At 32.1% G+C, this 20,429-nt stretch carries 23 protein-coding genes; 11 read left to right on the plus strand and 12 right to left on the minus strand.

Going from position 1 to position 20,429, the window contains the following annotated elements:
- Positions 1-32: 32 nt before the first annotated feature.
- Together B0A68_RS18895 and B0A68_RS18900 are read right to left on the minus strand one after the other, a co-directional pair.
- Positions 33-2,006 carry a KUP/HAK/KT family potassium transporter gene (locus B0A68_RS18895; RefSeq protein ID WP_035682706.1) on the minus strand — a complete coding sequence of 658 codons (1,974 nt, stop codon included), beginning with the start codon at positions 2,004-2,006 and terminating at the stop codon, positions 33-35.
- Positions 2,007-2,139: 133 nt separating this feature from the next.
- Positions 2,140-3,399, minus strand: a complete 1,260-nt coding sequence (locus tag B0A68_RS18900) for a hypothetical protein (RefSeq protein WP_035682709.1) — start codon at positions 3,397-3,399, stop codon at positions 2,140-2,142.
- 356 nt (positions 3,400-3,755) lie between these two features.
- On the opposite strand from B0A68_RS18900, the gene B0A68_RS18905 reads away from it, so the two are divergent.
- Positions 3,756-4,817 carry a sialidase family protein gene (locus B0A68_RS18905; protein WP_035682712.1) on the plus strand — a complete coding sequence of 354 codons (1,062 nt, stop codon included), beginning with the start codon at positions 3,756-3,758 and terminating at the stop codon, positions 4,815-4,817.
- Positions 4,818-4,896: 79 nt separating this feature from the next.
- Here B0A68_RS18905 and B0A68_RS18910 read toward each other — a convergent pair whose 3' ends face one another.
- From B0A68_RS18910 to B0A68_RS24735, 5 genes are all read right to left on the minus strand, one after another.
- A complete protein-coding gene (locus tag B0A68_RS18910; RefSeq protein WP_035682715.1) occupies positions 4,897-5,352 on the minus strand; it encodes a hypothetical protein in 456 nt (151 codons plus the stop codon).
- A 14-nt stretch (positions 5,353-5,366) separates the two neighbouring features.
- Positions 5,367-5,786 carry a hypothetical protein gene (locus B0A68_RS18915; RefSeq protein WP_035682717.1) on the minus strand — a complete coding sequence of 140 codons (420 nt, stop codon included), beginning with the start codon at positions 5,784-5,786 and terminating at the stop codon, positions 5,367-5,369.
- 33 nt (positions 5,787-5,819) lie between these two features.
- On the minus strand, positions 5,820-6,362 hold the full coding sequence (locus B0A68_RS18920; RefSeq protein ID WP_035682718.1) for an RNA polymerase sigma factor: 543 nt from the start codon (positions 6,360-6,362) through the stop codon (positions 5,820-5,822).
- 71 nt (positions 6,363-6,433) lie between these two features.
- Entirely contained in the window at positions 6,434-7,582 is a 1,149-nt protein-coding gene (locus B0A68_RS18925) for an SRPBCC family protein (RefSeq protein WP_035682721.1), read from the minus strand.
- A gap of 180 nt (positions 7,583-7,762) precedes the next feature.
- The gene (locus tag B0A68_RS24735; protein ID WP_035682723.1) at positions 7,763-7,951 is read right to left on the minus strand and encodes a hypothetical protein; all 189 of its coding nucleotides are present in this window, start codon (positions 7,949-7,951) and stop codon (positions 7,763-7,765) included.
- 161 nt (positions 7,952-8,112) lie between these two features.
- On the opposite strand from B0A68_RS24735, the gene B0A68_RS18935 reads away from it, so the two are divergent.
- Positions 8,113-8,493 carry a pyrophosphohydrolase domain-containing protein gene (locus B0A68_RS18935; protein WP_035682727.1) on the plus strand — a complete coding sequence of 127 codons (381 nt, stop codon included), beginning with the start codon at positions 8,113-8,115 and terminating at the stop codon, positions 8,491-8,493.
- A 225-nt stretch (positions 8,494-8,718) separates the two neighbouring features.
- Here B0A68_RS18935 and B0A68_RS18940 read toward each other — a convergent pair whose 3' ends face one another.
- A complete protein-coding gene (locus B0A68_RS18940; RefSeq protein ID WP_035682731.1) occupies positions 8,719-9,789 on the minus strand; it encodes a branched-chain amino acid aminotransferase in 1,071 nt (356 codons plus the stop codon).
- Between the two features lie 306 nt (positions 9,790-10,095).
- On the opposite strand from B0A68_RS18940, the gene mnmD reads away from it, so the two are divergent.
- Positions 10,096-10,761: a tRNA (5-methylaminomethyl-2-thiouridine)(34)-methyltransferase MnmD gene (mnmD, locus tag B0A68_RS18945; protein ID WP_035682734.1), complete on the plus strand. Its 666-nt coding sequence runs from the start codon at positions 10,096-10,098 to the stop codon at positions 10,759-10,761.
- Positions 10,762-10,927: 166 nt separating this feature from the next.
- On the plus strand, positions 10,928-11,125 hold the full coding sequence (locus tag B0A68_RS18950) for a hypothetical protein (RefSeq protein ID WP_017496117.1): 198 nt from the start codon (positions 10,928-10,930) through the stop codon (positions 11,123-11,125).
- A gap of 29 nt (positions 11,126-11,154) precedes the next feature.
- On the opposite strand, the gene B0A68_RS18955 is transcribed toward B0A68_RS18950, so the two are convergent.
- Positions 11,155-12,099, minus strand: coding sequence for a LysR substrate-binding domain-containing protein (locus B0A68_RS18955; protein WP_035682737.1), 945 nt, complete (start codon positions 12,097-12,099; stop codon positions 11,155-11,157).
- A gap of 107 nt (positions 12,100-12,206) precedes the next feature.
- On the opposite strand from B0A68_RS18955, the gene B0A68_RS18960 reads away from it, so the two are divergent.
- The 4 genes from B0A68_RS18960 (at position 12,207) to can (ending at position 15,589) form a co-directional block, all read left to right on the plus strand.
- Complete coding sequence (locus B0A68_RS18960; protein WP_035682740.1) at positions 12,207-12,686, plus strand: Dps family protein; 480 nt, start codon at positions 12,207-12,209, stop codon at positions 12,684-12,686.
- A gap of 132 nt (positions 12,687-12,818) precedes the next feature.
- On the plus strand, positions 12,819-13,100 hold the full coding sequence (locus B0A68_RS18965; RefSeq protein WP_035682741.1) for a hypothetical protein: 282 nt from the start codon (positions 12,819-12,821) through the stop codon (positions 13,098-13,100).
- A gap of 80 nt (positions 13,101-13,180) precedes the next feature.
- Entirely contained in the window at positions 13,181-14,830 is a 1,650-nt protein-coding gene (locus tag B0A68_RS18970) for a SulP family inorganic anion transporter (protein WP_035682743.1), read from the plus strand.
- Between the two features lie 120 nt (positions 14,831-14,950).
- A complete protein-coding gene (gene can / locus B0A68_RS18975; protein ID WP_035682746.1) occupies positions 14,951-15,589 on the plus strand; it encodes a carbonate dehydratase in 639 nt (212 codons plus the stop codon).
- A gap of 33 nt (positions 15,590-15,622) precedes the next feature.
- Here the strand turns inward: can and B0A68_RS18980 are convergent, their stop codons facing one another.
- Complete coding sequence (locus B0A68_RS18980) at positions 15,623-16,825, minus strand: LETM1-related biofilm-associated protein (RefSeq protein WP_035682749.1); 1,203 nt, start codon at positions 16,823-16,825, stop codon at positions 15,623-15,625.
- 102 nt (positions 16,826-16,927) lie between these two features.
- Entirely contained in the window at positions 16,928-17,455 is a 528-nt protein-coding gene (locus B0A68_RS18985) for a superoxide dismutase family protein (RefSeq protein ID WP_035682751.1), read from the minus strand.
- Positions 17,456-17,665: 210 nt separating this feature from the next.
- On the opposite strand from B0A68_RS18985, the gene B0A68_RS18990 reads away from it, so the two are divergent.
- From B0A68_RS18990 to B0A68_RS19000, 3 genes are all read left to right on the plus strand, one after another.
- Positions 17,666-18,097: an META domain-containing protein gene (locus tag B0A68_RS18990; protein ID WP_035682754.1), complete on the plus strand. Its 432-nt coding sequence runs from the start codon at positions 17,666-17,668 to the stop codon at positions 18,095-18,097.
- A gap of 34 nt (positions 18,098-18,131) precedes the next feature.
- Positions 18,132-18,647: a DUF4251 domain-containing protein gene (locus B0A68_RS18995; RefSeq protein WP_035682757.1), complete on the plus strand. Its 516-nt coding sequence runs from the start codon at positions 18,132-18,134 to the stop codon at positions 18,645-18,647.
- A gap of 88 nt (positions 18,648-18,735) precedes the next feature.
- Positions 18,736-19,218 (plus strand): hypothetical protein, encoded by a 483-nt coding sequence (locus tag B0A68_RS19000; RefSeq protein ID WP_035682759.1) that lies wholly within the window; start codon positions 18,736-18,738, stop codon positions 19,216-19,218.
- 72 nt (positions 19,219-19,290) lie between these two features.
- Here B0A68_RS19000 and B0A68_RS19005 read toward each other — a convergent pair whose 3' ends face one another.
- Positions 19,291-20,385, minus strand: a complete 1,095-nt coding sequence (locus B0A68_RS19005) for a glycoside hydrolase family 18 protein (RefSeq protein WP_035682761.1) — start codon at positions 20,383-20,385, stop codon at positions 19,291-19,293.
- Positions 20,386-20,429: the final 44 nt, after the last annotated feature.

The raw sequence follows: 20,429 nt of genomic DNA on the forward strand, positions 1-20,429 counted from the left end.
AAGAGTGTTTTTGATTTATGATAAAACTAATTTTATTTTATAATTCGTGTAAGTCCGATATTCTCTGGAGCGTGAAGCACCATTGGGAATTTTTCTATTTTTACTGAACTGCTGTCTAATCCAAAAGCTCTTTCTTCAGACAAACTTAGTTTTTTAATGAAGAAATAAGAATTCATGATTATATTTTCGTGCCATCTTAAATCATTGTCATTAGATAAGAATTTTTCAGAAAGTACAAATTTAAAGTCACCAATAATGTTGTTTTTATTTAATGATTCGTAACGGCTGGTAATATCCACTTCTCCTTTTTTTACCATATCGCGAATAACTTCTCTAAACATCAAATTGATTTTGGTAGGCTCTCTAAAACCTAAATTAAAATCGATTCTATAGATGTCATCTTTTGCAATTTCAGTTACTACGTATTGTGTCTTATAAGGTTCAGTAAGAATATTTACGTGAACAAACCAATAGATATCGGCCCTTTTTGGACGCTTTTGCAAAATAGAATAGATTACTTTTTCTTCAAGTTCATCTACACGGCTTGCATTGGTCATATACACTAAATGCGTTGCATATTTAGGAATCGATAAATCTTCGCTTAACTCCATCAATACTTTCTTATAATCACCAATCTTAATGACTTTTGTGTAGTTTTTGTTGATTTTCTTAGCAAGATACCAAATGGTCATAATCGAAATCAACATCATAGCGATGATTAAAGTTACATAACCGCCTTCTGCAAATTTTGTAATATTAGCAATCAAAAAGCTAAATTCAATCAACAAATAAATCGTGATAAGCGGTACCATAAAATACAGTTTTACACGCTTCATTATTAAGTAATAATTTAGCAGTATAGTAGTCATGATCATGCATAAGATAATTGCAAGACCATAAGCATGCTCCATATTTCCTGATTTTTGAAAGTGCAAAACAATCCCCACACAACCAAAAAACAACAGCCAGTTTATAGACGGAATGTACAATTGTCCTTTTACTTCTGTTGGATATTTAATTTTTACTTTCGGCCAGAAATTCAAACGCATAGCTTCGTTTATTAAAGTAAACGATCCGCTGATAAGTGCTTGAGAAGCAATAACGGCTGCTAAAGTTGCTACTACAATTCCGAAAGGAAGAAACCAGTGCGGCATAATTAAGTAAAATGGATTTCCATTTTCTCCGCCTAATTGGTGTAATGTTGATCCTTCATGATGAATTAAATAAGCAGCTTGTCCAAAGTAGTTAAGTACTAAAGTAGTTTTAACAAAGATCCAGCTGATTCTAATATTTTTTCTGCCGCAGTGTCCCATGTCAGAGTACAATGCTTCTGCTCCGGTTGTACATAAAAATACAAAACCTAGAACAAAATAACCATCAGGATGTATTGATAATAAATGGTATGCGTAATAAGGATTTATGGCTTTTATAACTTCTGGATAATGAAAAACCTGAATAGCTCCTAAAGTTCCAAGCATTGCAAACCAAATCAGCATCATTGGAGCAAAAAACTTACCAACAAGTTTGGTTCCGAATTGCTGAATAGTGAATAAAATGAATAGTATCGCAATAACTATATATACGATAGTTTCAGTTTGCATTGTCGGATAAAAAGCTCTAATTCCTTCTACAGCAGAGGAAATTGAGATTGGAGGTGTTATAATTCCATCGGCCAGAAGTGCACTTCCCCCAATAATGGCGGGCACAATCAGCCATTGGATTTTAGTTTTTTTGACTAATGCATATAATGCAAAAATTCCTCCTTCGCCATGATTATCAGCGCTTAAAGTTATGAGGACGTATTTTATTGTGGTTTGCAAAGTTAATGTCCAAAAGACACAAGAGATTCCGCCTAAAACAATATCTGCATTAATGATATGTTCACCAAGTATGGCTTTCATTACGTATAATGGAGAAGTTCCAATGTCTCCGTAAATAATTCCTAATGTGATCAATAAACCCCCTATAGACAACTTACTATGTAAGTTTTTATGCGATGCGCTCATGTATGTTTTTATAAAAGACGGTTGCAAATTTACTGTTTTAAAATAAATTAGATGCTATTATAATTAAAAAGATAAAAAAAAGCACAATCGTAAAAATTGTGCTTCTGTTTTTTATGATAATCTTGTTTTAAACTTATCTTCTTCCGCTTCCTCCTCTGGAGCTTGAAGAACTTTCTCTCTGTGGCTGACTGCTTCTGGATTCCTGGCTTGCGCGAGGTGCCTCAGAACGCTGCGTATTTTGTTGTCTTGCAGCAGATCCATTATCTGACGATCTGTTTTGAGAATAATTTCTTGTTGGTTCAGATCGCTGTGGAGCAGCAGTTCTGTTAGTATTTTCTCTTGGAGCTTCAGTTCTGGGAGCAGAGGTGTTTCTATTTGAGTTTGCTCTGTTTTCAGAATTTCCTCTAGAAGAGTATCCGTTATTATTACTTCTTGATTCTGTTCTTTCAGTATTTTGAACTCTTACAGGATTGTTTGCTCTTGCAGGACTATTATTGTTAGACGGTGTACGGTTTGTATTGTAATTTCTATCCGTATTTGTTCTGTTGTCAGCATAATTTCTGCTTGAGTTTCTGTTTTCTCCTGCCGCTGTTACTCTTCCTGAGTTTGATCTGTTTGTGTTGTAGCTGTTTCTATTTGCTTCTCTGCTGGCTACACGTCTCTGATCTAACTCATATCTATTGTTAACATTAGAATTTCTTTGAGCAAAACTGTTATTAGGACGCATTCTTTCATATCCGTAAGTACGTCTTGTCTCATATAGAACTGGAGCTCTGTAACTTCTTCTGGTTGTAACGTAATTGTAGTTGTTGTTTATATTAATATTAATGTTGATGTTGCTTCTGTATCTGTAGATTGGATAAGGTCTCCAAGCAGTATAATACGTTGGATAATAGTTCCAGTTCCAGCTAGAGTAATAAGGTCTGTAATTTGTTACCCAAAATGAAGTATAAATTACCGGTACAGCATTGTAAACAGGCTCGTATATATAATTGTCTCCATATAAATAGGAGTTACCCACTACCTGAACATTCACTTTGTTGTAATTGTCTCTTTCGACATCAATAGTGGCAACATCCTGATAAACATCACGATCTAAAACCGCTTGTATAATTACTACGTGCGTTCTGTCTTCTACACTTTCAATTACACGTAAATAATCTACCTGATCATCACCATTCAAATCAAGGTTTGATATTTGATATTTTGGTTCGTTCAAGCGTCTTTCAAAATCCTGAAGATTTGCTGATTCTCCAAAAATTGAAGCCACGGCTCTTAAATCTAAATTATCACTAATATCTGAATTTTTTGCATATACTGTAGCTCCTGCTTGTGCCTGGCAAGAACTAATTCCTAATGCAACTAGGGCTAATATAAGTAATCTCGCTTTCATCGTAAATCATGTTAAGTTTTATATTGTATAATATCCAATTACTGTGCCATAAAATTTAATCGCACTCACGGAGCTGTTAATTGTTTGATTTTTAATACGTTGTATTTTAATTAAAAGTGATTAGAATCGTAATAACAGAATTAGTATGACTTTCCAGATATGATATTCGCTTAAAATATTCCTTTTTTACAATTATATTTTTTAAAAGGATAATAGTTGTTATCATTATGTAAACTCCTATTAAATCTTTATTTTGTTATTTTACTTGTTAATTTTTTTTCAAAAAACAATTATGGCGCTTGATAATTTGATATTTTATAAATAATTGTATTTTCGCATCGTCAAAATTTATTTATATGAAAAAAGGAATATTGTTTTTTGGTGCACTTGTTCTATTGATGTCTTTTACAACATTAAGTTATAAAGATAAATTAGGAGAAAACAACTGGTTCTCAACTGTTCAGGTTGATACTTTGTTTAAAGATAGAATAAGCATACGGGCTATTTCGGTTGATAAAAATAAGGTCTGGTATGGTGGAGATAATTCTCGTTTTGGTTATTATGATTTGGATAAAAACGAAAAATTTGAAGAACATATCTACCGCGATACACTTAAATTAGAATTTAGAAGTATTGCTCAAAATTCAAAAAGCATTTTTTTACTAAGTGTCGGCAATCCAGCATTACTTTACGAAGTCAATAAAAAGACAAATCAGTTTAAATTGGTTTATAAAGAAGTTAATTCAAAAGTTTTTTATGACAGCATGCAGTTCTGGAATGAAAAAGAAGGAATCGCAATTGGAGATCCTACAGAAGATACTTTTTCTATTATTATAACACGAGACGGTGGAGAAAACTGGATCAAAATATTATCAGATAAACTGCCTACTAATGCAACAGGCGAAGCGGCTTTTGCAGCAAGTAATACCAATATAGTTGTAAAAGGAGATCAGACATGGCTGGTTTCAGGAGGAAAAAAAGCAAGAGTTTTTTATTCGCCTGATAAAGGAAAAACCTGGAAAGTTATAGATACTCCAATAACTCAGGGAAAAGAAATGGCCGGTATCTTTACAGCTGACTTTTATGATGAAAGACTTGGTTTTATAGCTGGAGGAGATTATGAATTTCCAGATAAAAAAACAGATAATAAAGCCTTTACAATCGATGGTGGTAAAACATGGAGATTGGTAGGGCAGGATCAAGGGTTTGGTTACGCATCATGTATACAATATGTTCCTGGCGGTAATGGTAAAGAATTGGTTTGTGTAGGATCTTCTGGAATACACTATTCTACAGATGGCGGAATAAGCTGGGTTCAATTGTCTCCGGATTCTAAATTCTTTACTTTGCGATTCATTAATAAAAATACTGCAATCGCAGCTGGATATAATATAATGGCAAAATTGAATTTTAAATAAAATAATAAGAACCCTAAATAATAAAGTAAGTATTATTATATAGGGTTCCTATCGCTGTTGTACTGTAAGTATAAAACGTTTAATCTTTATCTTTAGCCTTATCTCGATATTGCTGCAGTAGTTTTCGATTAATATCGTCTTCTGATTTTCTAAGTTTCAATATTTTTTTTGCCGAAAGAATCTTTTTTAGATTAGACATATACTTTTCTTTTAAAAGATATAGTTCTTTATCTGTGCTTTCCATTTGAGATAAAAGTGTAACGGCCTCTTTTTCTGTAATAGAATTGATGTTGTCATCGTCAAGTTTTCTTAGATAGGTTTTCATTTTTAAATGTCTTAATTCGAATTGTTTATCGTCATAAGCATTGTAAATAGGCCAGAATTTTTCAGCTTCTGTAGAAGTTAATTCTAGTTCGGTTGTTAAAAATGAAACTTTAAAAGCTTTAATTTTCTCTCGTTTTTCATCAGTTTTTTGACCGTAAAATGAAAAACTAAGCAGAAAGAGAATTAACGGTAGTATATTTTTAATTTTCATTGTTTAAGTTTTATTTATTCTGTGATTAAGCGTTCGATATTGGGATTAGAAGATAAAATATCTTCAAGAGTTTCGTTTTCGAGAGCAACATTATTATTAAGTTCCTGAATATCTTTTGTATCTAATGTCTGGATTAAATCGTATTGATTTAGATTGGATTGATACGATAAATAATTTTCTAAAGTAGTTTCGTCAAGTTCGTTAGAAGTAGCGTTATAATTGTTTACTATAGGAATAATTAATGCAGATACTACCATTGCAGCAGCAAGCCATGTAAATGTTTTTTTACGTCTGTAAAAAGGAATTACTTTTACTTCCTTTTCTTCTTCATTTATCTTGTCGAAAACTTTTGCCGAAAAATTATCAAAGTAATGCTCTGGAGTTTTAAATCCAGAAACTATTTTTGGTTCGTTTTCTAATTTAAATTCTTTCATAATACTTATAAGATTGTTTTTTTTACAAAAGGTTTAATTTGTTGTAACATATATTTCAATTTTTTTTACAGCATGATGATAAGATGCTTTTAGTGCGCCAACTGATGTTCCTAAGATTTCGGCAATTTCTTCGTATTTTAACTCCTCAAAATATTTCATTTTAAAAACCAATTGTTGTTTTTCTGGTAATGTAACAATGGCTTTTTGAAGTTTTATCTGAATATCATCTCCATCAAAATAGACATCGGCTTTTAGATTATCAATGGTTTTATTCTGCAGATCTTCAGATGTTATTCCGTTTAATTTAGCTTTCTGGTTTAAAAAAGTCAAAGCTTCATTTGTAGCAATTCTGTACATCCAGGAAAAAAGTTTACTTTCTCCTTTAAAGTTTTTTAAATATTGAAATACTTTTACAAAAGTGTTCTGCAAAACATCATCTGCATCATCATGATTCAAAACAATGTTTCGAATATGAGAATACAGCGGTTTTTGATAATCAGACAAGAGTTTTTGAAACGCGGTATTCTGCGTTTTAGGATTTAATAATTGTTGTATAAATTCCTTCTCGTCTATCAAATTTTTTGATTTATCATGCTTCTAAAGAATTAGAATGAATTCTAGAGAAAAGGTTTAATCAGTCTATAGGTTTAAAACTCAGACTGTTCTTCTTCTGTTTTTGGAGCTGCAGTAGCTGGTGTTGCAGGTTTTACCTGTGCGGGTTGTGTTTGGGGTTTGTACGCCGGTGTTGCTGCTGTTTCTACAACAGGTTCAATCACTTTTGATTTTATTGGAAAATAAATTTCAGTCATAAGTTTAGACGGACTTTTTACGTCTAATTTACTAAGTGCTAAAATTTCAAGATGTGACCAGCTTAATTCTGGTGTTAACTTTTCTTTGTTTATAAAAGAGGTTGTTTTTGTAATTGCTTCCGAAGTATGAGAATAATCACCTGTAAGCGTTGTTTTTACAGCTTCAAAACCATTTAATTTACCTGCTAGAATATCACTTCCTGCGCTGGTAGAAATTTCTTTGTTTGTAGGAAGACAAATCGAAATTTTTGCTAATCCGGTTGTAGTGTTGTAAGTATGATAAATAATGAAAGGTTTTCCGTTGGCAGATAAACCATTGGTTTCGCTGAAATGAATAAGTTTCGGAATTACAACTCTTGCATTTTTATAAACTTTCTGAATTTCGCTGGTAAAAGTTTGTTTTATATAAGGAGTTTCAGTTTTCTTTACCACTCCATTTACTTTTACAGCAAATGTTCTAGTTTCGTAATCTAGGTTTTTGTCAATATTTGCAAGACTTTTTTCGTAAATAGTTCCAATAACTTTATTAGAACCACCGTTTAAAGCGCTGTATACTTTAAATAAAAAACTCATTGTTCCTTTGGCTTTCCATGTCACTTTTGTTTTTCCGGCCAGTGTATCTTTAAATGTCCATTGTACATCAGCTTCTGTGCCGTCATATTTCATTTTTTGTTCAATGCTTTCTCCTTCTTTGGTTTTAAGCGTTATTGCATTACCATTTCCTTCAGATCCTGTCCAATAAAATGAAGCGCCATTACCACTTGTTTTATTTGGATATGTCATCTTTAGAGAAGAATCTTCCAGAGCCCAAGATTCAAAATCTTCATAATTTCTAAAATCGTTCACATAATTATATACCGAAGCTCTTGGAGAATTAATCACTTTGCTTCTTTCTACAGAAAAAATCCCTTTTTGGGTAGCGACAAAAACGGTAAGAGCAACTAAACTTAATAATGCTAAGAGAAATAAATATTTAAGAATCTTCATTGGTAGGTTGTTTGGTGTCGTAAAGTTATAAATTTTATTGCGAGTCTCTGCTAATCAAAAAAATTAAAATAAACTTTTTATGACACTTTTATAAATACGGACTTCAAATTAAACGTTTATGTGTTGTTTAAATTGCCAGCTTTAAAATTTACATTCAATTTAAGTAAATTAATTTAAAAATTACCTTTTGAAAAAGAACTTTATCAAAAATAAAAGAGCAATAAAAAGCAGGAAAACAAGCAATACCTTATAGTTTCCTTTGTAAAAAATTTTATGAAGTGCCAAATCTTTACGATAAGCAAATATCATAACTATTATAAAAGAGATAAGAAAACAGACTGCAAATATTAATTGTCCTTGACTAAACATAGTTTTAATTTTTTTTCACAAATTTAGAGAATTGTATACGAATTGCTGCTAATTTGCTATTTCATTTCAATAAATAAAATCATGAAGTAATAATGATTTAAAATAATTAGAATAATTAAAGAATTGATGTTATATTTCCATAAAAAAACTAAATATAATTTATGAAAAAACAACTCGACGCCGTAACAGAATTTCACACTGCTTTTAAAATTGGCCACAGTGCGACTCCAATTGCTGATGTAGGAGCAGAGAAAAAATTACTTCGTTATAATTTAATGAAAGAAGAAAATGATGAATATTATGAGGCAGTTCAAAATAATGATTTAGTTGAAATTGCAGATGCGCTGGGAGATATGATGTACATATTATGCGGCACCATTATAGAACATGGTCTTCAAGATAAAATTGAAGCTGTTTTTGATGAAATTCAGCGTAGTAATATGAGTAAATTGGGAGAAGACGGGCAGCCAATATACAGAGAAGACGGAAAAGTAATGAAAGGCCCGAATTATTTTAAACCTGATTTTTCTAAACTTTTATAATTTTTTTACCGCAAAGAACGCTAAGTTTTTTTTCTAAAGTTTTTGTGAAAAGACAAAGTTCGCAAAGCTTTGTCTCGAACCAGCTTTGCGAACTTTGTGTTTGTAAACATAATACCTAGATAAAATCTTAGCGTTCTTTGCGGTAAAATTTCGCATTTAAGTAATCATATAAAAAACCCGACAACTCTAAAGCTGTCGGGTTTTGTTTTGTATATTGTCTTTTGATTATTGAACTTTAACCGTCCATCCAAAAGTATCTTCTGATAATTTATTTTGAAGACTAGTTAGTTTTTCTTTTAAAAGAGAAGCATAAGAATTCTCGATTGGAGTCATTTCGTAATATTCATTCTGATAAGAGAATCCTTTGATTACACTGATAACAGCTGCAGTTCCAGCTCCAAAAATTTCTTTTAGAGATCCGTTTTTAGCTGCTTCAACTAATTCTGAAACAATAACAGGGCGAACATCTACTTTTAATCCTTCTTTTTTGGCCATTTCAAGTAAACTTTTTCTGGTAATACCATCTAAAATTCTTTCGCTTGTTGGAGCAGTCAATAAAGTATCGTTAATTCTGAAGAAAACGTTCATTGTTCCTGCTTCTTCTAATTTGGTATGTGTTGCATCATCAGTCCAGATAACTTGTTGAAAACCATCTTTGTTGGCCAAGTTTGTTGGATAAAACTGCGCAGCGTAGTTTCCGGCAGCTTTTGCAGCACCGATTCCACCATTTGCAGCTCTACTGTAATGCTCGGCAATAATTACTTTTACTTCGCCTCCATAATATGCTTTTGCAGGAGAAAGTAAGATCATAAATTTATATTCGTCAGACGGATTTGCAATAACACCAGGTCCTGTAGCAATCATGAAAGGACGAATGTACATACTAGCGCCGTTTCCTCTTTGAATCCAGTCTTTGTCTAATTTCAATAATTCATTCAAACCATCCATAAAAATAGCTTCTGGTATTTCTGGCATCGCCATTCTTACTGCAGAGCTGTTAAAACGTTTGTAGTTTTCATCTGGTCTAAACAACCAAACATCATTATTGTTATCTTTATAAGCTTTCATACCTTCAAAAATAGCTTGTCCGTAATGAAAGACTTTAGAAGAAGGGTCCATTAAAATAGGAGCATAAGGCTTAATGACAGGATTTTGCCATTGTCCGTTTTTATAATCACATTCTAATAAGTGGTCTGTAAAAACAGCACCAAAGCTTAAATTTTCAAAGTCTACCTCATTTATTTTTGTAGTAGATGCTTTTAAGATTTCAATTTTGCTTGTTTGAGTTGTAAGCATAGTAATATAAGGTTTTATGAAATTTACACCACAGTAAATGATTCTAAAGTGATGATTTGATGTTAAATAGAATTTATTAAATGCAAAATTACGTAAAAATATATAATTTGCTTGGTAAAAGTGCATTATTTCCCACCATTAACTGAGATTTATTTATCTTATAATAAAGTCAATTAATTACCTTGTTTTTATAAAGATTTTATGAAAAAACTATCTGTTTTTAAGGCTTTACGCATTTGTTTTGATTAAATTTGACTCATAAAAGGACTTGAAAATCAATAAAAAGCTCCTATAAAATTTGAAAAAGTGGAAAGAGAAATAATTAAAACGCTAGACGGTTCAACTACAATTCATTTGAAAGAATGGGATGAATGTTATCATTCTAAACATGGAGCAATTCAGGAAGCAAAACATGTATTTATAAAGAATGGTCTGTCTTTGTTTGAGGATCGTCCTGTAAATATTCTTGAAATAGGATTTGGGACAGGTCTAAATGCTTTTATTACTTTTTTAGAAGCAAAGCAAAAAAATCAAATCATTAATTATGTTGGAGTAGAGGCATACCCGGTAAATGCGGACGAAGTCTTAGCCATGAACTATGTTGCGGAACTTGACGCATTGGAATTTGAGAACATTTTCGCAAAAATGCATAAATGTGATTGGAATGTAAAAAACGAAATTTGCGGTCAATTCTCGTTAACCAAAAGAAAACAATTTTTTGACGAAATAGACGATTTAGAAATTTTTGATTTGATTTACTTTGACGCCTTTGGATATCGAGTGCAGCCTGAGTTGTGGAGCACAGAAATATTTCAGAAAATGTACAATAGTTTGAAGCCAAATGGAGTCCTGGTAACTTATGCAGCCCGCGGTGTTGTTAAAAGAAGCATGATCGCTGTTGGATTTACTGTCGAAAAGCTGGCAGGACCTCCAGGAAAAAGAGAAATGTTTCGCGCCTTTAAAAAGGCTTAAATGAGTTGTTTAGAATCATTCTATATTGATTTATATGTTTTAAGAAAACGTATTCGTTGATAAAGTTTTTAAAAAAATAAGTTAAATATGGTCGTTATGTTAGTTATTTGTCTACATTTGGTGCGAGTTTAAAAATAGAGATAACCCCCGAAAATCTAATTTTATTATGTCAAAAATGATGTTTGATTACACGAAATCAATACTTGAGAGAGTAAGTTTCGATCCGATACTTTTCTGTAAAGAACTAGAAAAAGCTATCAAAACACTGTTACCATACGAAATGGAACAACTGCAAGAATGGTTATTGAATTTTATTATCGAAAAACCAGAACTAAAACAAAGTTTACTGCTGATTAAAGTATAAAAAAAGGAGCCAAATTGGCTCCTTTTTTATTATGATTTCTTTTGCAGCGGACTAATGATCTGCACATTCTGAAAAACAATTGCTCCTTTTACAACTCCGGCGATTGTAGATCGGATGGCGTCGATGATCTGCATTTTTAATTCGCTCTTTGGGTAAATTAAACTTACTTCTCGGGCGGGTTTTGGTTCCTTAAAGTTTCGTAATTTCAGTTTGTCTGATTCTTTTAAGTCTAAAGTGTGCAAGTACGGAAGTAACGTTGTGCCTAAACCTTCGTCTGCCAATTTTATTAAAGTTTCGAAACTACCGCTTTGAATCTGAAAATTGTTCTGATCACTATCTGAACCATTTTTACATAAATTCAAAATCCCATCTCTAAAACAATGTCCGTCCTGTAATAGGAGAATTTCATTCAGATTTAAATCTGAAACTTCAATCTCCTGTTTCTGAAAACTTGCATGATGTTCTGGTATATAGGCTACAAATGGCTCAAAATACAGTACAATTTCTTTTATTTTTTCATCTTCCAGCGGTGTTGCTGCAATGGCTGCATCGAGATGACCGTTTTTTAATTTTAGAATAATTTCATCGGTATTAAGCTCTTCTATTAGAAGTTTTACTTTTGGATATTTCTTAATGAAATTATTTAAAAACATTGGTAACAGCGTTGGCATAATAGTCGGAATGATACCTAAGCGAAATTCACCGCCTATAAAACCCTTTTGCTGTTCTACAATATCTTTTATTCTGTCGGCTTCGTTTACAATGTTTTTAGCCTGGTTTACAATTTTTTGTCCAATATCTGTAAGCTGAATTGGTTTTTTACTTCTGTCAAAAATTAGAATGCTTAATTCCTCTTCTATTTTTTGAATCTGCATACTTAAAGTGGGCTGAGTAACAAAACATTTTTCGGCAGCGAGTGTAAAATTTTTATGTTCTGCAACAGCTAACACATATTGTAATTGGGTTATTGTCATATTGATAGTAATTTTTGATGCAAAAATAAGAAAATATAATTTTTATTTATATAAAATTTTAAAAACTTGCTCTAGATTTGTAGTAAATTAGTGTAAAAATCAAGATTATGAAAACAAATATTTTAGGATTACCAGTTAAAGAATCAGAATTATTAGTAAAAGAATTAAATGTATTATTATCCAATTTTCAAGTATATTATCAAAATTTAAGAGGAATTCATTGGAACATTCGCGGTAAGCGTTTCTTTGATCTTCATGTGAAATTTGAAGAATTATATACTGATGCACAGTTAAAAATAGATATGATTGCCGAAAGAGTTTTGACTATTGGAGGAACTCCATTACATACATTCGAAGATTATATTAAACACAATAAATTGGCAGTAGGAAAAAATATCTCGAACGATGAAAAAGCAGTGCAGTTAATTGTGAATTCTTTGTCGGATTTATTGAAGATTGAAAGAGAAATTTTGAATAAATCGGATGAAATTAACGATGAAGGTACAAATTCTATGATGAGTGATTTTATTTCGGAGCAGGAAAAAACAATTTGGATGATGAATGCATGGTTAGAAGAAACTCTGTAATGATCTGTTTATAAAATACTTAAAATCAGAATAATGAAACATCATTATTCTGATTTTTTATTTTTGTTAAATTTCTATAAAATTTTTCGTCTGGAGCTTTGATTCTATTTCTTTAACACTATTTTTGCCTCAATGAAAATAGTAGCCAGAATATTATTGTTTATATTTATTGCTTTCTTATCTACCCCGACAATTGTTCAGGCGATAAAGAAAAGTAACAGCGCGACTATGTCAATCAGCCTCTCTGAAGAAGAGGTGCATAAAGAACTTAAATCTGTAATGCATCCGGTAATTTTAGAACATGGAGTTTTAATGCCGGTTTATATACAGAAAAAAACTATCGTTTCTGAAAATATTGTAAAACTTGACAATATTTCACCAAGCATATTTGCGCCCCCGCCCAACTTAGTATAATACTTCCGATTATTTTGACTTTAGCCGCATTTGTATAAATGAGGTAAATCTTTAATGAATAATTTTTTTAGTATTGTATTATGACAAAAAAAATCAATCTTTTTGCCAACCTTAAATCTGATTTTGCTTCGGGTTTAGTGGTTTTCTTGGTGGCTCTTCCGTTGTGTTTAGGTATCGCAATGGCTTCTGGAGCACCATTATTTTCTGGAATCATCGCGGGTGTTATCGGCGGTATTGTGGTGGGTTATTTAAGCCAGTCGCACATTAGTGTATCCGGGCCGGCAGCAGGTTTAACTGCTATTATTTTAACTGCTATTACAGATTTAGGAGCATTCAATATCTTTTTGCTGTCTGTATTTATTGCTGGATTAATTCAATTAGCATTAGGATTTCTAAAAGCCGGAAGTATTTCGAATTATTTTCCAACCAATGTAATCGAAGGAATGCTGGCGGGGATCGGAATCATTATTATCTTAAAACAACTGCCGCATGCTTTTGGTTATGATGCAGATTTTGAAGGAGATCAGGCTTTTATTCAAAACGATGGAAGTAATACCTTTTCGTTTTTATTTGACATTTTAAATCATATTCAATTAGGAGCGGTTGTAATTTCTGTAATCTCATTGATTATATTGATTTCATGGGATAAAATTTCATTTTTGAAAAACTTGAAATTGGTTCCTGGAGCCTTGGTTGCTGTAATTTTAGGAGTAGTGTTAAACGAAATATTTATTTCTACAGGAAGCTCACTGGCAATTGGAAAAGAACATTTGGTTTCTCTGCCCGTTCCAAAATCATTTGAAGAGTTTACATCTATTATCATCATGCCGGATTTTACTGCTGTAACAAATCCTAAGGTTTGGGTTGTGGCTGTAACAATAGCAATTGTAGCCTCTATTGAAACATTATTATGTATTGAAGCTTCTGATAGAATGGATGTTCAAAAAAGATACACCAACACAAATGTAGAACTTAGGGCTCAAGGAATAGGTAATATTATAAGTTCACTTTTAGGAGGATTGCCAATGACGTCTGTTGTAGTAAGATCTTCTGCAAACAATAATGCAGGGGCAAAATCTAAAATGTCTGCGATCATTCATGGTGTACTTTTATTAATAAGTGTTTTGTCAATTCCTGCTGTTTTAAATAAAATTCCACTGGCTACTTTGGCTACGGTATTAATCTTGGTAGGATATAAGTTAGCAAAACCAGCAACTTTTCTACACTTTTGGCACAAAGGAAAATATCAATTTATTCCTTTTATTGCCACTTTAGTATTTGTAGTAGCTACAGATTTACTAAAAGGTGTGGCGCTAGGTATCATTATAAGCATCATTTTTGTTTTGAGAGGAAACTTAAAAAGAGCTTACAGTTTCAAAAAAGAAGAATACGAAGACGGAGATGTTATTCATATTGATTTAGCGCAGGAAGTTTCATTTTTGAATAAAGCTGCAATCAAATCGACATTAAGTGAAATTCCTGAAAATTCAAAAGTGATCATCAATGCACATGATACAGAATATATTGCGCATGACGTTTTAGATTTGATTCGTGAATTTAAGGAAACTCGTGCCATAGATGAAAATATCAAAGTAAAACTAAAAGGCTTTAAAAAAGCATATGAATTAGAAAATACTCCGGATATTAATAATCACGTTTCGATAGAACATTATTACGATGTTGCGAAGAGAGCGTTGGTTAAAAAAGAAACAACACAAGAGAAATTTTAAACAAATTATATAAATTAAGGGATTTCCGGGTTGTGAGTAATATCAAAATTTAGGTAACTTTACAAAAGTTCTTTTTTGATCTATTTACGATAGAAATACCATTCAATAAAATAAAAAAAAATGAAAGAGTTTTATAAGCAAATACTTGAGAACAATAAACAATGGGTTGAACAATCATTAGCAAAAGACCCAAATTATTTTGCAGATTTAGCAAAAGGACAAACACCGCCATTGTTATGGATTGGATGTTCTGACAGCCGTGTTCCTGCAAACGAAATTATTGGTGCTAAACCTGGAGAAGTTTTCGTTCACCGTAATATTGCCAATATGGTAGTGCACTCTGATATGAACATGCTGAGTGTTCTGGATTATGCTGTAAACGTTTTAAAAGTAAAGCACGTTATCGTATGCGGACATTACGGATGTGGAGGTGTTAAAGCTGCAATGGGAAATATGTCTGTTGGAATTATCGACAACTGGATTCGCCACATTAAAGATGAATATCGTCTTCACGATAAATATCTGAATTCGATTGAAGATGAAACAGAACGTTTTAATGCTTTTGTTGAAATCAATGCAAAAGAGCAGGTTTATAATTTAGCTAAAACATCTATCGTGCAAAGTGCCTGGAAAAACGGTCAGGATTTAATGCTTCACGGCTGGGTTTACGGTTTAAATTCTGGTTTTGTAACCGATTTAAATGTAACAATTGCTTCGAATGATGAACTTGATGATGTTTACCAGTTGAGTAATCTATAAAAATTAAAAAATCGCCTGAAAGGGCGATTTTTTTTATTCATTTTCGTCTAGATTTTCATTAAAAGCTGAGGGCAATAAAGTTGGAATAAACTTAATTAAAATCGGCAGTAATAAACTTCCGCCGGGAAGTAAAAATATTGTCAGCGACGGAATCGTTTTGCAGATGTCTAAAAGCTGTTTTTTTACCTTTTTCTTTTCCTTTGCATCTAAATCTCTGGTTGTAGAATAGGCAAGAAGAACTACTAATTCTTTGCTCTGCATGATTTCCTTTACCAACCTGTTTTTGTTTCTTACAATCAGCTTTACAACACTGTGTGTCATCTGGTCATAGAAATGTTTAACAGGATTTGAGTAATTAAAGTATGGGATTTTCTTTTTGTGTGTTGTAATAAAAGTGTTTGTCGTATCGATACTTGCAGTCACAAAATCATCCGAAACACCCATCATAGAACCTAAAGAATATAAAAAATAGGATTCTTCATTTTCTACAACGCCATCACTCCATAAAGCCATTCCCGCCATATCAATCAGATAGTACTGCTCTAATTTATTTTTAAAATAATCCAGATGTAAATTTTCCAGAGTATCAACTGTTACTTTTGAGAACTTTGAGTAACGAATAGAAGCTTCAAAAAGTTTTATCAATAAATCGTCATGCTGCGATTTTATAGTTTTAGTTTTTAATGCTAAAGCCACAATGCCTAGAACTGTTTCTTCTATTCTTTTTAAATATTTTTCAGGAATTTCACCGTGCTCCAAATATTGACGAAATGCCAATACATCTATAAAAAGCAAAGCATTGGTCACTAAGTGAGAGAAATTTTTACTGATTATACTGTCGTTGGTTTGTACTCTCTCGTCTATGATGTTTTCTAAAGACAAGGACGGAGTGTCTTTGGGCAGTAAAATTTTAAACAAACTAAATCCTTCAGGATTCATCTGTTTGTAAAACTTCAGGACTTCAGAAATAAAATTATCCGGTTCCGAATTTCTTTTTTCTAAGCAAAAGACATGATATAGTGTGTTTAAAAGCGCAACCTTAGAAATTTCGGTTTTAAACCAGCCTTTTATCGTGATAGGAATTTGAGAATCAATATTTATGATATGACCATAGATAAATCCCGTTTCTCTTACCTTATAGTAAAAAAAATCTGTAGTCTCAAAAGGAATAGCCTCCGAGAACTTCTGTTCACTAAAAAACTTATCTATCCAGCCAGATGCTGATGGATTAATCATTGCCTTAAATTTGCTGCAAAGCTATATCTTTTTCTTGTTCTAAAATTGTTTTTAAATAAAATAACCACTAGATTTTCAAAAAAATAGTGGTTATCGAATGTTTTATTTAATAATTCCGGCACAAGCAACTCTTCCGCCGGCATTTCCTGTTGGCTGGGTTGTAAAATCATCAGTCCCTTGATGTACAATTAAACCTTTGCCTAAAACGTCTTTGTTTGCGTCGCCGCACCCAATACACCATTCGTCGGTAGAAAGTGTTATAGTTCCGTTACCTTTTGCATCTGCGGTAAAGTTTCCGATATCACCTTTGTGATATTCTGCAGCTCCCCATTTTCCATGTTTTTTAAACGTTGGATTCCAGTGCCCTCCAGCAGAACTTCCATCGGCAGCGCTGCAATCTGCTTTTTCGTGAATGTGAATTGCATGAACTCCCGGCTCTAAGCCACTCACTTTTGCTGTAAAAGTTACTTTTCCGTCTTTCTCTGTAAAAGTAGCTGTTCCGCCCACTTTACTATTGCTTTTTGGCTCCAGAGCAACCGTTAGAGTTTTAGCGTCATTTGATTTTGTATTGGTCTTACAGCCAATAACCAAGGCTGTAATTATAGCGAAAGAAACGATTATTTTTTTCATATAAAATGGCATTTAAATTAAAGATTAAGTAAATTTAACATAAATAATCGGAATATTTTGGAGATGAAAGTTAAAAAAAAGTCAAAACAATTCACACTACTTTAATATTTACATCAATGCAAAAGCCAAATAAAATGCGTAAATTCGTAAGTATTCATTTAAAAAAAATAGAGCTTAATGCTCATCTCTTAACATTTAATACTTAACAATATGATTAAAAATATTTTAACTTTTGTCTTTCTTAGTGCTTTACTATTTTCTTGTAATGCGTCTAAAGATAAAAAAACAGATACCGCAAAAATTGATGGAACTTGGGAACTTAATTATATTACTGGGCCAAGAATTACTTTTGAAGGTTTATATCCGAATAAAAAACCAACAATACAGTTTAATACTAAAGAAAATCAGGTTTCTGGCAATAGCAGTTGTAATTCTTATACAGGAAAATTAATTATAGACGGAAATAAAATCGATTTTACACAGCCAATGGTGATGACCAAAATGATGTGCTTGGATGGGCAGGGAGAGCAGGTTTATATTAATACTCTTCAGAAAATTACCTCCTATACTATAACAGATGATGGTAAAACTTTAAATTTTATATCAGCAGATATTACCATGATGCGATTTACCAAGAAATAAGGATTTTATTTATTAATGAATAAATATTTATTTTATGAAAACGAAACTATTATTAATAGTGTTGTTTGTTTTGAGTTTTCCAGCTTTAGCACAGCAAAAAACAAAAAAAGAACTTAAAGCAGAAAAAGAGGAGCAACAGCAGAAACAAATAGAAGCTTTAATTGATTCTAAGGATTTTGTATTTGAAGCTCAGAAAGTTACGCCCCAAGGCGGCAGGTTCATTATTTTAGACTACAACAGGTATTTTTTGAATTTTAATACAGAAAAGACAACTTGCGATCTGCCTTTTTTCGGCCGAGGCTTTAATGTGCCGTACGGAGGCGATGGCGGAATAAAATTTGAAGGAAAACCAGAAAACATCAAAGTTGAAAAGAAGAAAAAAAATATACTTTTTAGAGCTTCTGTTAAAGGTCAAAATGATTTTTATGATTTAACTTTTTCTATTTTTTCTAATGGAAATGCGTCACTTACCGTTAACAGTAATAATAGATCTTCTATTGTTTACGACGGAATTGTAAGTGCTCCTAAAAATAGTCCTGTAAAAGAATAACGTTCTTCTCGGTTGAAATTAATGAATGTTTAATGACTTGAATTCTTATAGAGTTCTTATATTTTATTAACAGTTAACAATTAAAGCTATGAAAAAAGTAAGTCTTATTTTTATAATGATTATTACCTCGTTTTATTCTTTTGCTCAATCCTCTTATAAAGAAGATGTAGAAGTTTTACAAAGTATTTACGGTAAATCTAAAGCAGATCTTGTCAAGCATTATATGAATTTATCTGAAGATCAAAATACTGCATTTGCAAAGGTTTACGCCAATTACGAAGTTGATCGTAACGCACTTGGTCAGGCAAAATTTCAGTTGATAAATGATTATGCTGCAAATTACGCAACATTTACAGATGCAAAAGCAGATGAGCTGGCCAAAGCTACTCTTAAAAATCATATAGCATACGAAAAACTATATTGTAAAACATATAACAAAGCAAAAAAGGCAATTGGCGCTATAAACGCTGCTAAATTTATTCAGCTTGAAGTTTATCTGCAGACTATAATTAGAGCAGAAATTCTTGAATCAATTCCATTTATAGGTGAATTAGACAAATCTAAAATTTAATAAAATTGTTTAAAACAAAGAAACGGCCGTTATCTTAAAGACAGCGGCCGTTTCTTTGTTCTTTTAATGGAATTACTTTGCAGATTTAACTTCGTAAATAGCATTAACCATTCCGTCTTTTGGAGTGTCTAGTGTAAGTTCCCAAAACATAATGCCACCCAGTTTTTTCGCCTTTACATATTCTGTTTTTGCCTTTATAGATTTAATATCATCAGATGTTGCAAAAGTTTTTGATTTTGCATTATACCAATAAGGTGCTTTTGCTTTATCATCCCAAAAATATTTCCAGCCGTTTGCTTCAGTGTATGTTTTTGCGTAATCTTTAAAGTTTACACCTTCAACATGTTTTCCTGGCTGATACAAACCGTTGTTAACATCTTCTACATTAATCCATGTTCTGGTATAAAATGCACCTCCAATAATTAATTTCTCAGCAGGAACTCCTTGTTTTAATAAAAATTCAACAGCTCTGTTGGTCGATTCTTCGCTTGCATTTGTGCTGTATAAAGGCGTATGATGTCCTGTAACCGTAGAATATCCGTTTACTAAGTCATAACTCATTATATTAATGCGATTCACCAATGGAGTTATCGCTTTCCAATCTATAGATTCATCTAAGTATTTTTGAAAACCACCAGCAGCAAAACTTAATTCGTACTTTTTGCCTAAAGTAGAACGCAATGTTTTAAGCAGTTCAGTAAAATTAGGTTTGTCAACAGCTTGATATAAATGTCCAGGCAGTCCCTCAATTGCCGGATATTCCCAATCTAGATCTAAACCATCCACTTCAAAATAATCACTTACTTCTTTTACAGATTTAGCAAATGTTAATCTTCCTGCAGCCGTAGAAAATGCAGCCGAGCAAGGTTCACAGCCACCCCAGCCGCCAAGTGATAAAACAATTTTTAACTGCGGATTTTTTGCTTTTAAAGAAACTAAATGTTTGATTGTAAGAGAATCTTTTGAAGAATCAACACTCAGCTTTCCGTCTTTTAAATGGCAGAAGCTAAAGATGATTTGATTTAATTTATTGACTTCGTATTCATCGATTAGTTTTGCATCGCCTGTATAATAAGCAATGATGTCCATTTTTTTATTTTTTTGTGCAAAAATAGTAGTCGTAGAGATGCACAATAAAAATAAAACCATTAGATTAATTTGTTTCATTTTATGTTTTTTGAGTTTTTAGAATGCTAAATATAAAACATTGT

The organism is Flavobacterium reichenbachii (assembly GCF_002217435.1).
In the GTDB taxonomy this organism is placed as follows: Bacteria; Bacteroidota; Bacteroidia; order Flavobacteriales; family Flavobacteriaceae; genus Flavobacterium; species Flavobacterium reichenbachii.

Coding starts and splice junctions, on each gene's coding strand:
- B0A68_RS18895 (WP_035682706.1), bottom strand. CDS start 2,006: ATGAGCGCATCGCATAAAAACTTACATAGTAAGTTGTCTATAGGGGGT.
- B0A68_RS18900 (WP_035682709.1), bottom strand. CDS start 3,399: ATGAAAGCGAGATTACTTATATTAGCCCTAGTTGCATTAGGAATTAGT.
- B0A68_RS18905 (WP_035682712.1), top strand. CDS start 3,756: ATGAAAAAAGGAATATTGTTTTTTGGTGCACTTGTTCTATTGATGTCT.
- B0A68_RS18910 (WP_035682715.1), bottom strand. CDS start 5,352: ATGAAAATTAAAAATATACTACCGTTAATTCTCTTTCTGCTTAGTTTT.
- B0A68_RS18915 (WP_035682717.1), bottom strand. CDS start 5,786: ATGAAAGAATTTAAATTAGAAAACGAACCAAAAATAGTTTCTGGATTT.
- B0A68_RS18925 (WP_035682721.1), bottom strand. CDS start 7,582: ATGAAGATTCTTAAATATTTATTTCTCTTAGCATTATTAAGTTTAGTT.
- B0A68_RS24735 (WP_035682723.1), bottom strand. CDS start 7,951: ATGTTTAGTCAAGGACAATTAATATTTGCAGTCTGTTTTCTTATCTCT.
- B0A68_RS18935 (WP_035682727.1), top strand. CDS start 8,113: ATGAAAAAACAACTCGACGCCGTAACAGAATTTCACACTGCTTTTAAA.
- B0A68_RS18940 (WP_035682731.1), bottom strand. CDS start 9,789: ATGCTTACAACTCAAACAAGCAAAATTGAAATCTTAAAAGCATCTACT.
- B0A68_RS18950 (WP_017496117.1), top strand. CDS start 10,928: ATGTCAAAAATGATGTTTGATTACACGAAATCAATACTTGAGAGAGTA.
- B0A68_RS18955 (WP_035682737.1), bottom strand. CDS start 12,099: ATGACAATAACCCAATTACAATATGTGTTAGCTGTTGCAGAACATAAA.
- B0A68_RS18960 (WP_035682740.1), top strand. CDS start 12,207: ATGAAAACAAATATTTTAGGATTACCAGTTAAAGAATCAGAATTATTA.
- B0A68_RS18965 (WP_035682741.1), top strand. CDS start 12,819: ATGAAAATAGTAGCCAGAATATTATTGTTTATATTTATTGCTTTCTTA.
- B0A68_RS18970 (WP_035682743.1), top strand. CDS start 13,181: ATGACAAAAAAAATCAATCTTTTTGCCAACCTTAAATCTGATTTTGCT.
- can (WP_035682746.1), top strand. CDS start 14,951: ATGAAAGAGTTTTATAAGCAAATACTTGAGAACAATAAACAATGGGTT.
- B0A68_RS18980 (WP_035682749.1), bottom strand. CDS start 16,825: ATGATTAATCCATCAGCATCTGGCTGGATAGATAAGTTTTTTAGTGAA.
- B0A68_RS18985 (WP_035682751.1), bottom strand. CDS start 17,455: ATGAAAAAAATAATCGTTTCTTTCGCTATAATTACAGCCTTGGTTATT.
- B0A68_RS18990 (WP_035682754.1), top strand. CDS start 17,666: ATGATTAAAAATATTTTAACTTTTGTCTTTCTTAGTGCTTTACTATTT.
- B0A68_RS18995 (WP_035682757.1), top strand. CDS start 18,132: ATGAAAACGAAACTATTATTAATAGTGTTGTTTGTTTTGAGTTTTCCA.
- B0A68_RS19000 (WP_035682759.1), top strand. CDS start 18,736: ATGAAAAAAGTAAGTCTTATTTTTATAATGATTATTACCTCGTTTTAT.
- B0A68_RS19005 (WP_035682761.1), bottom strand. CDS start 20,385: ATGAAACAAATTAATCTAATGGTTTTATTTTTATTGTGCATCTCTACG.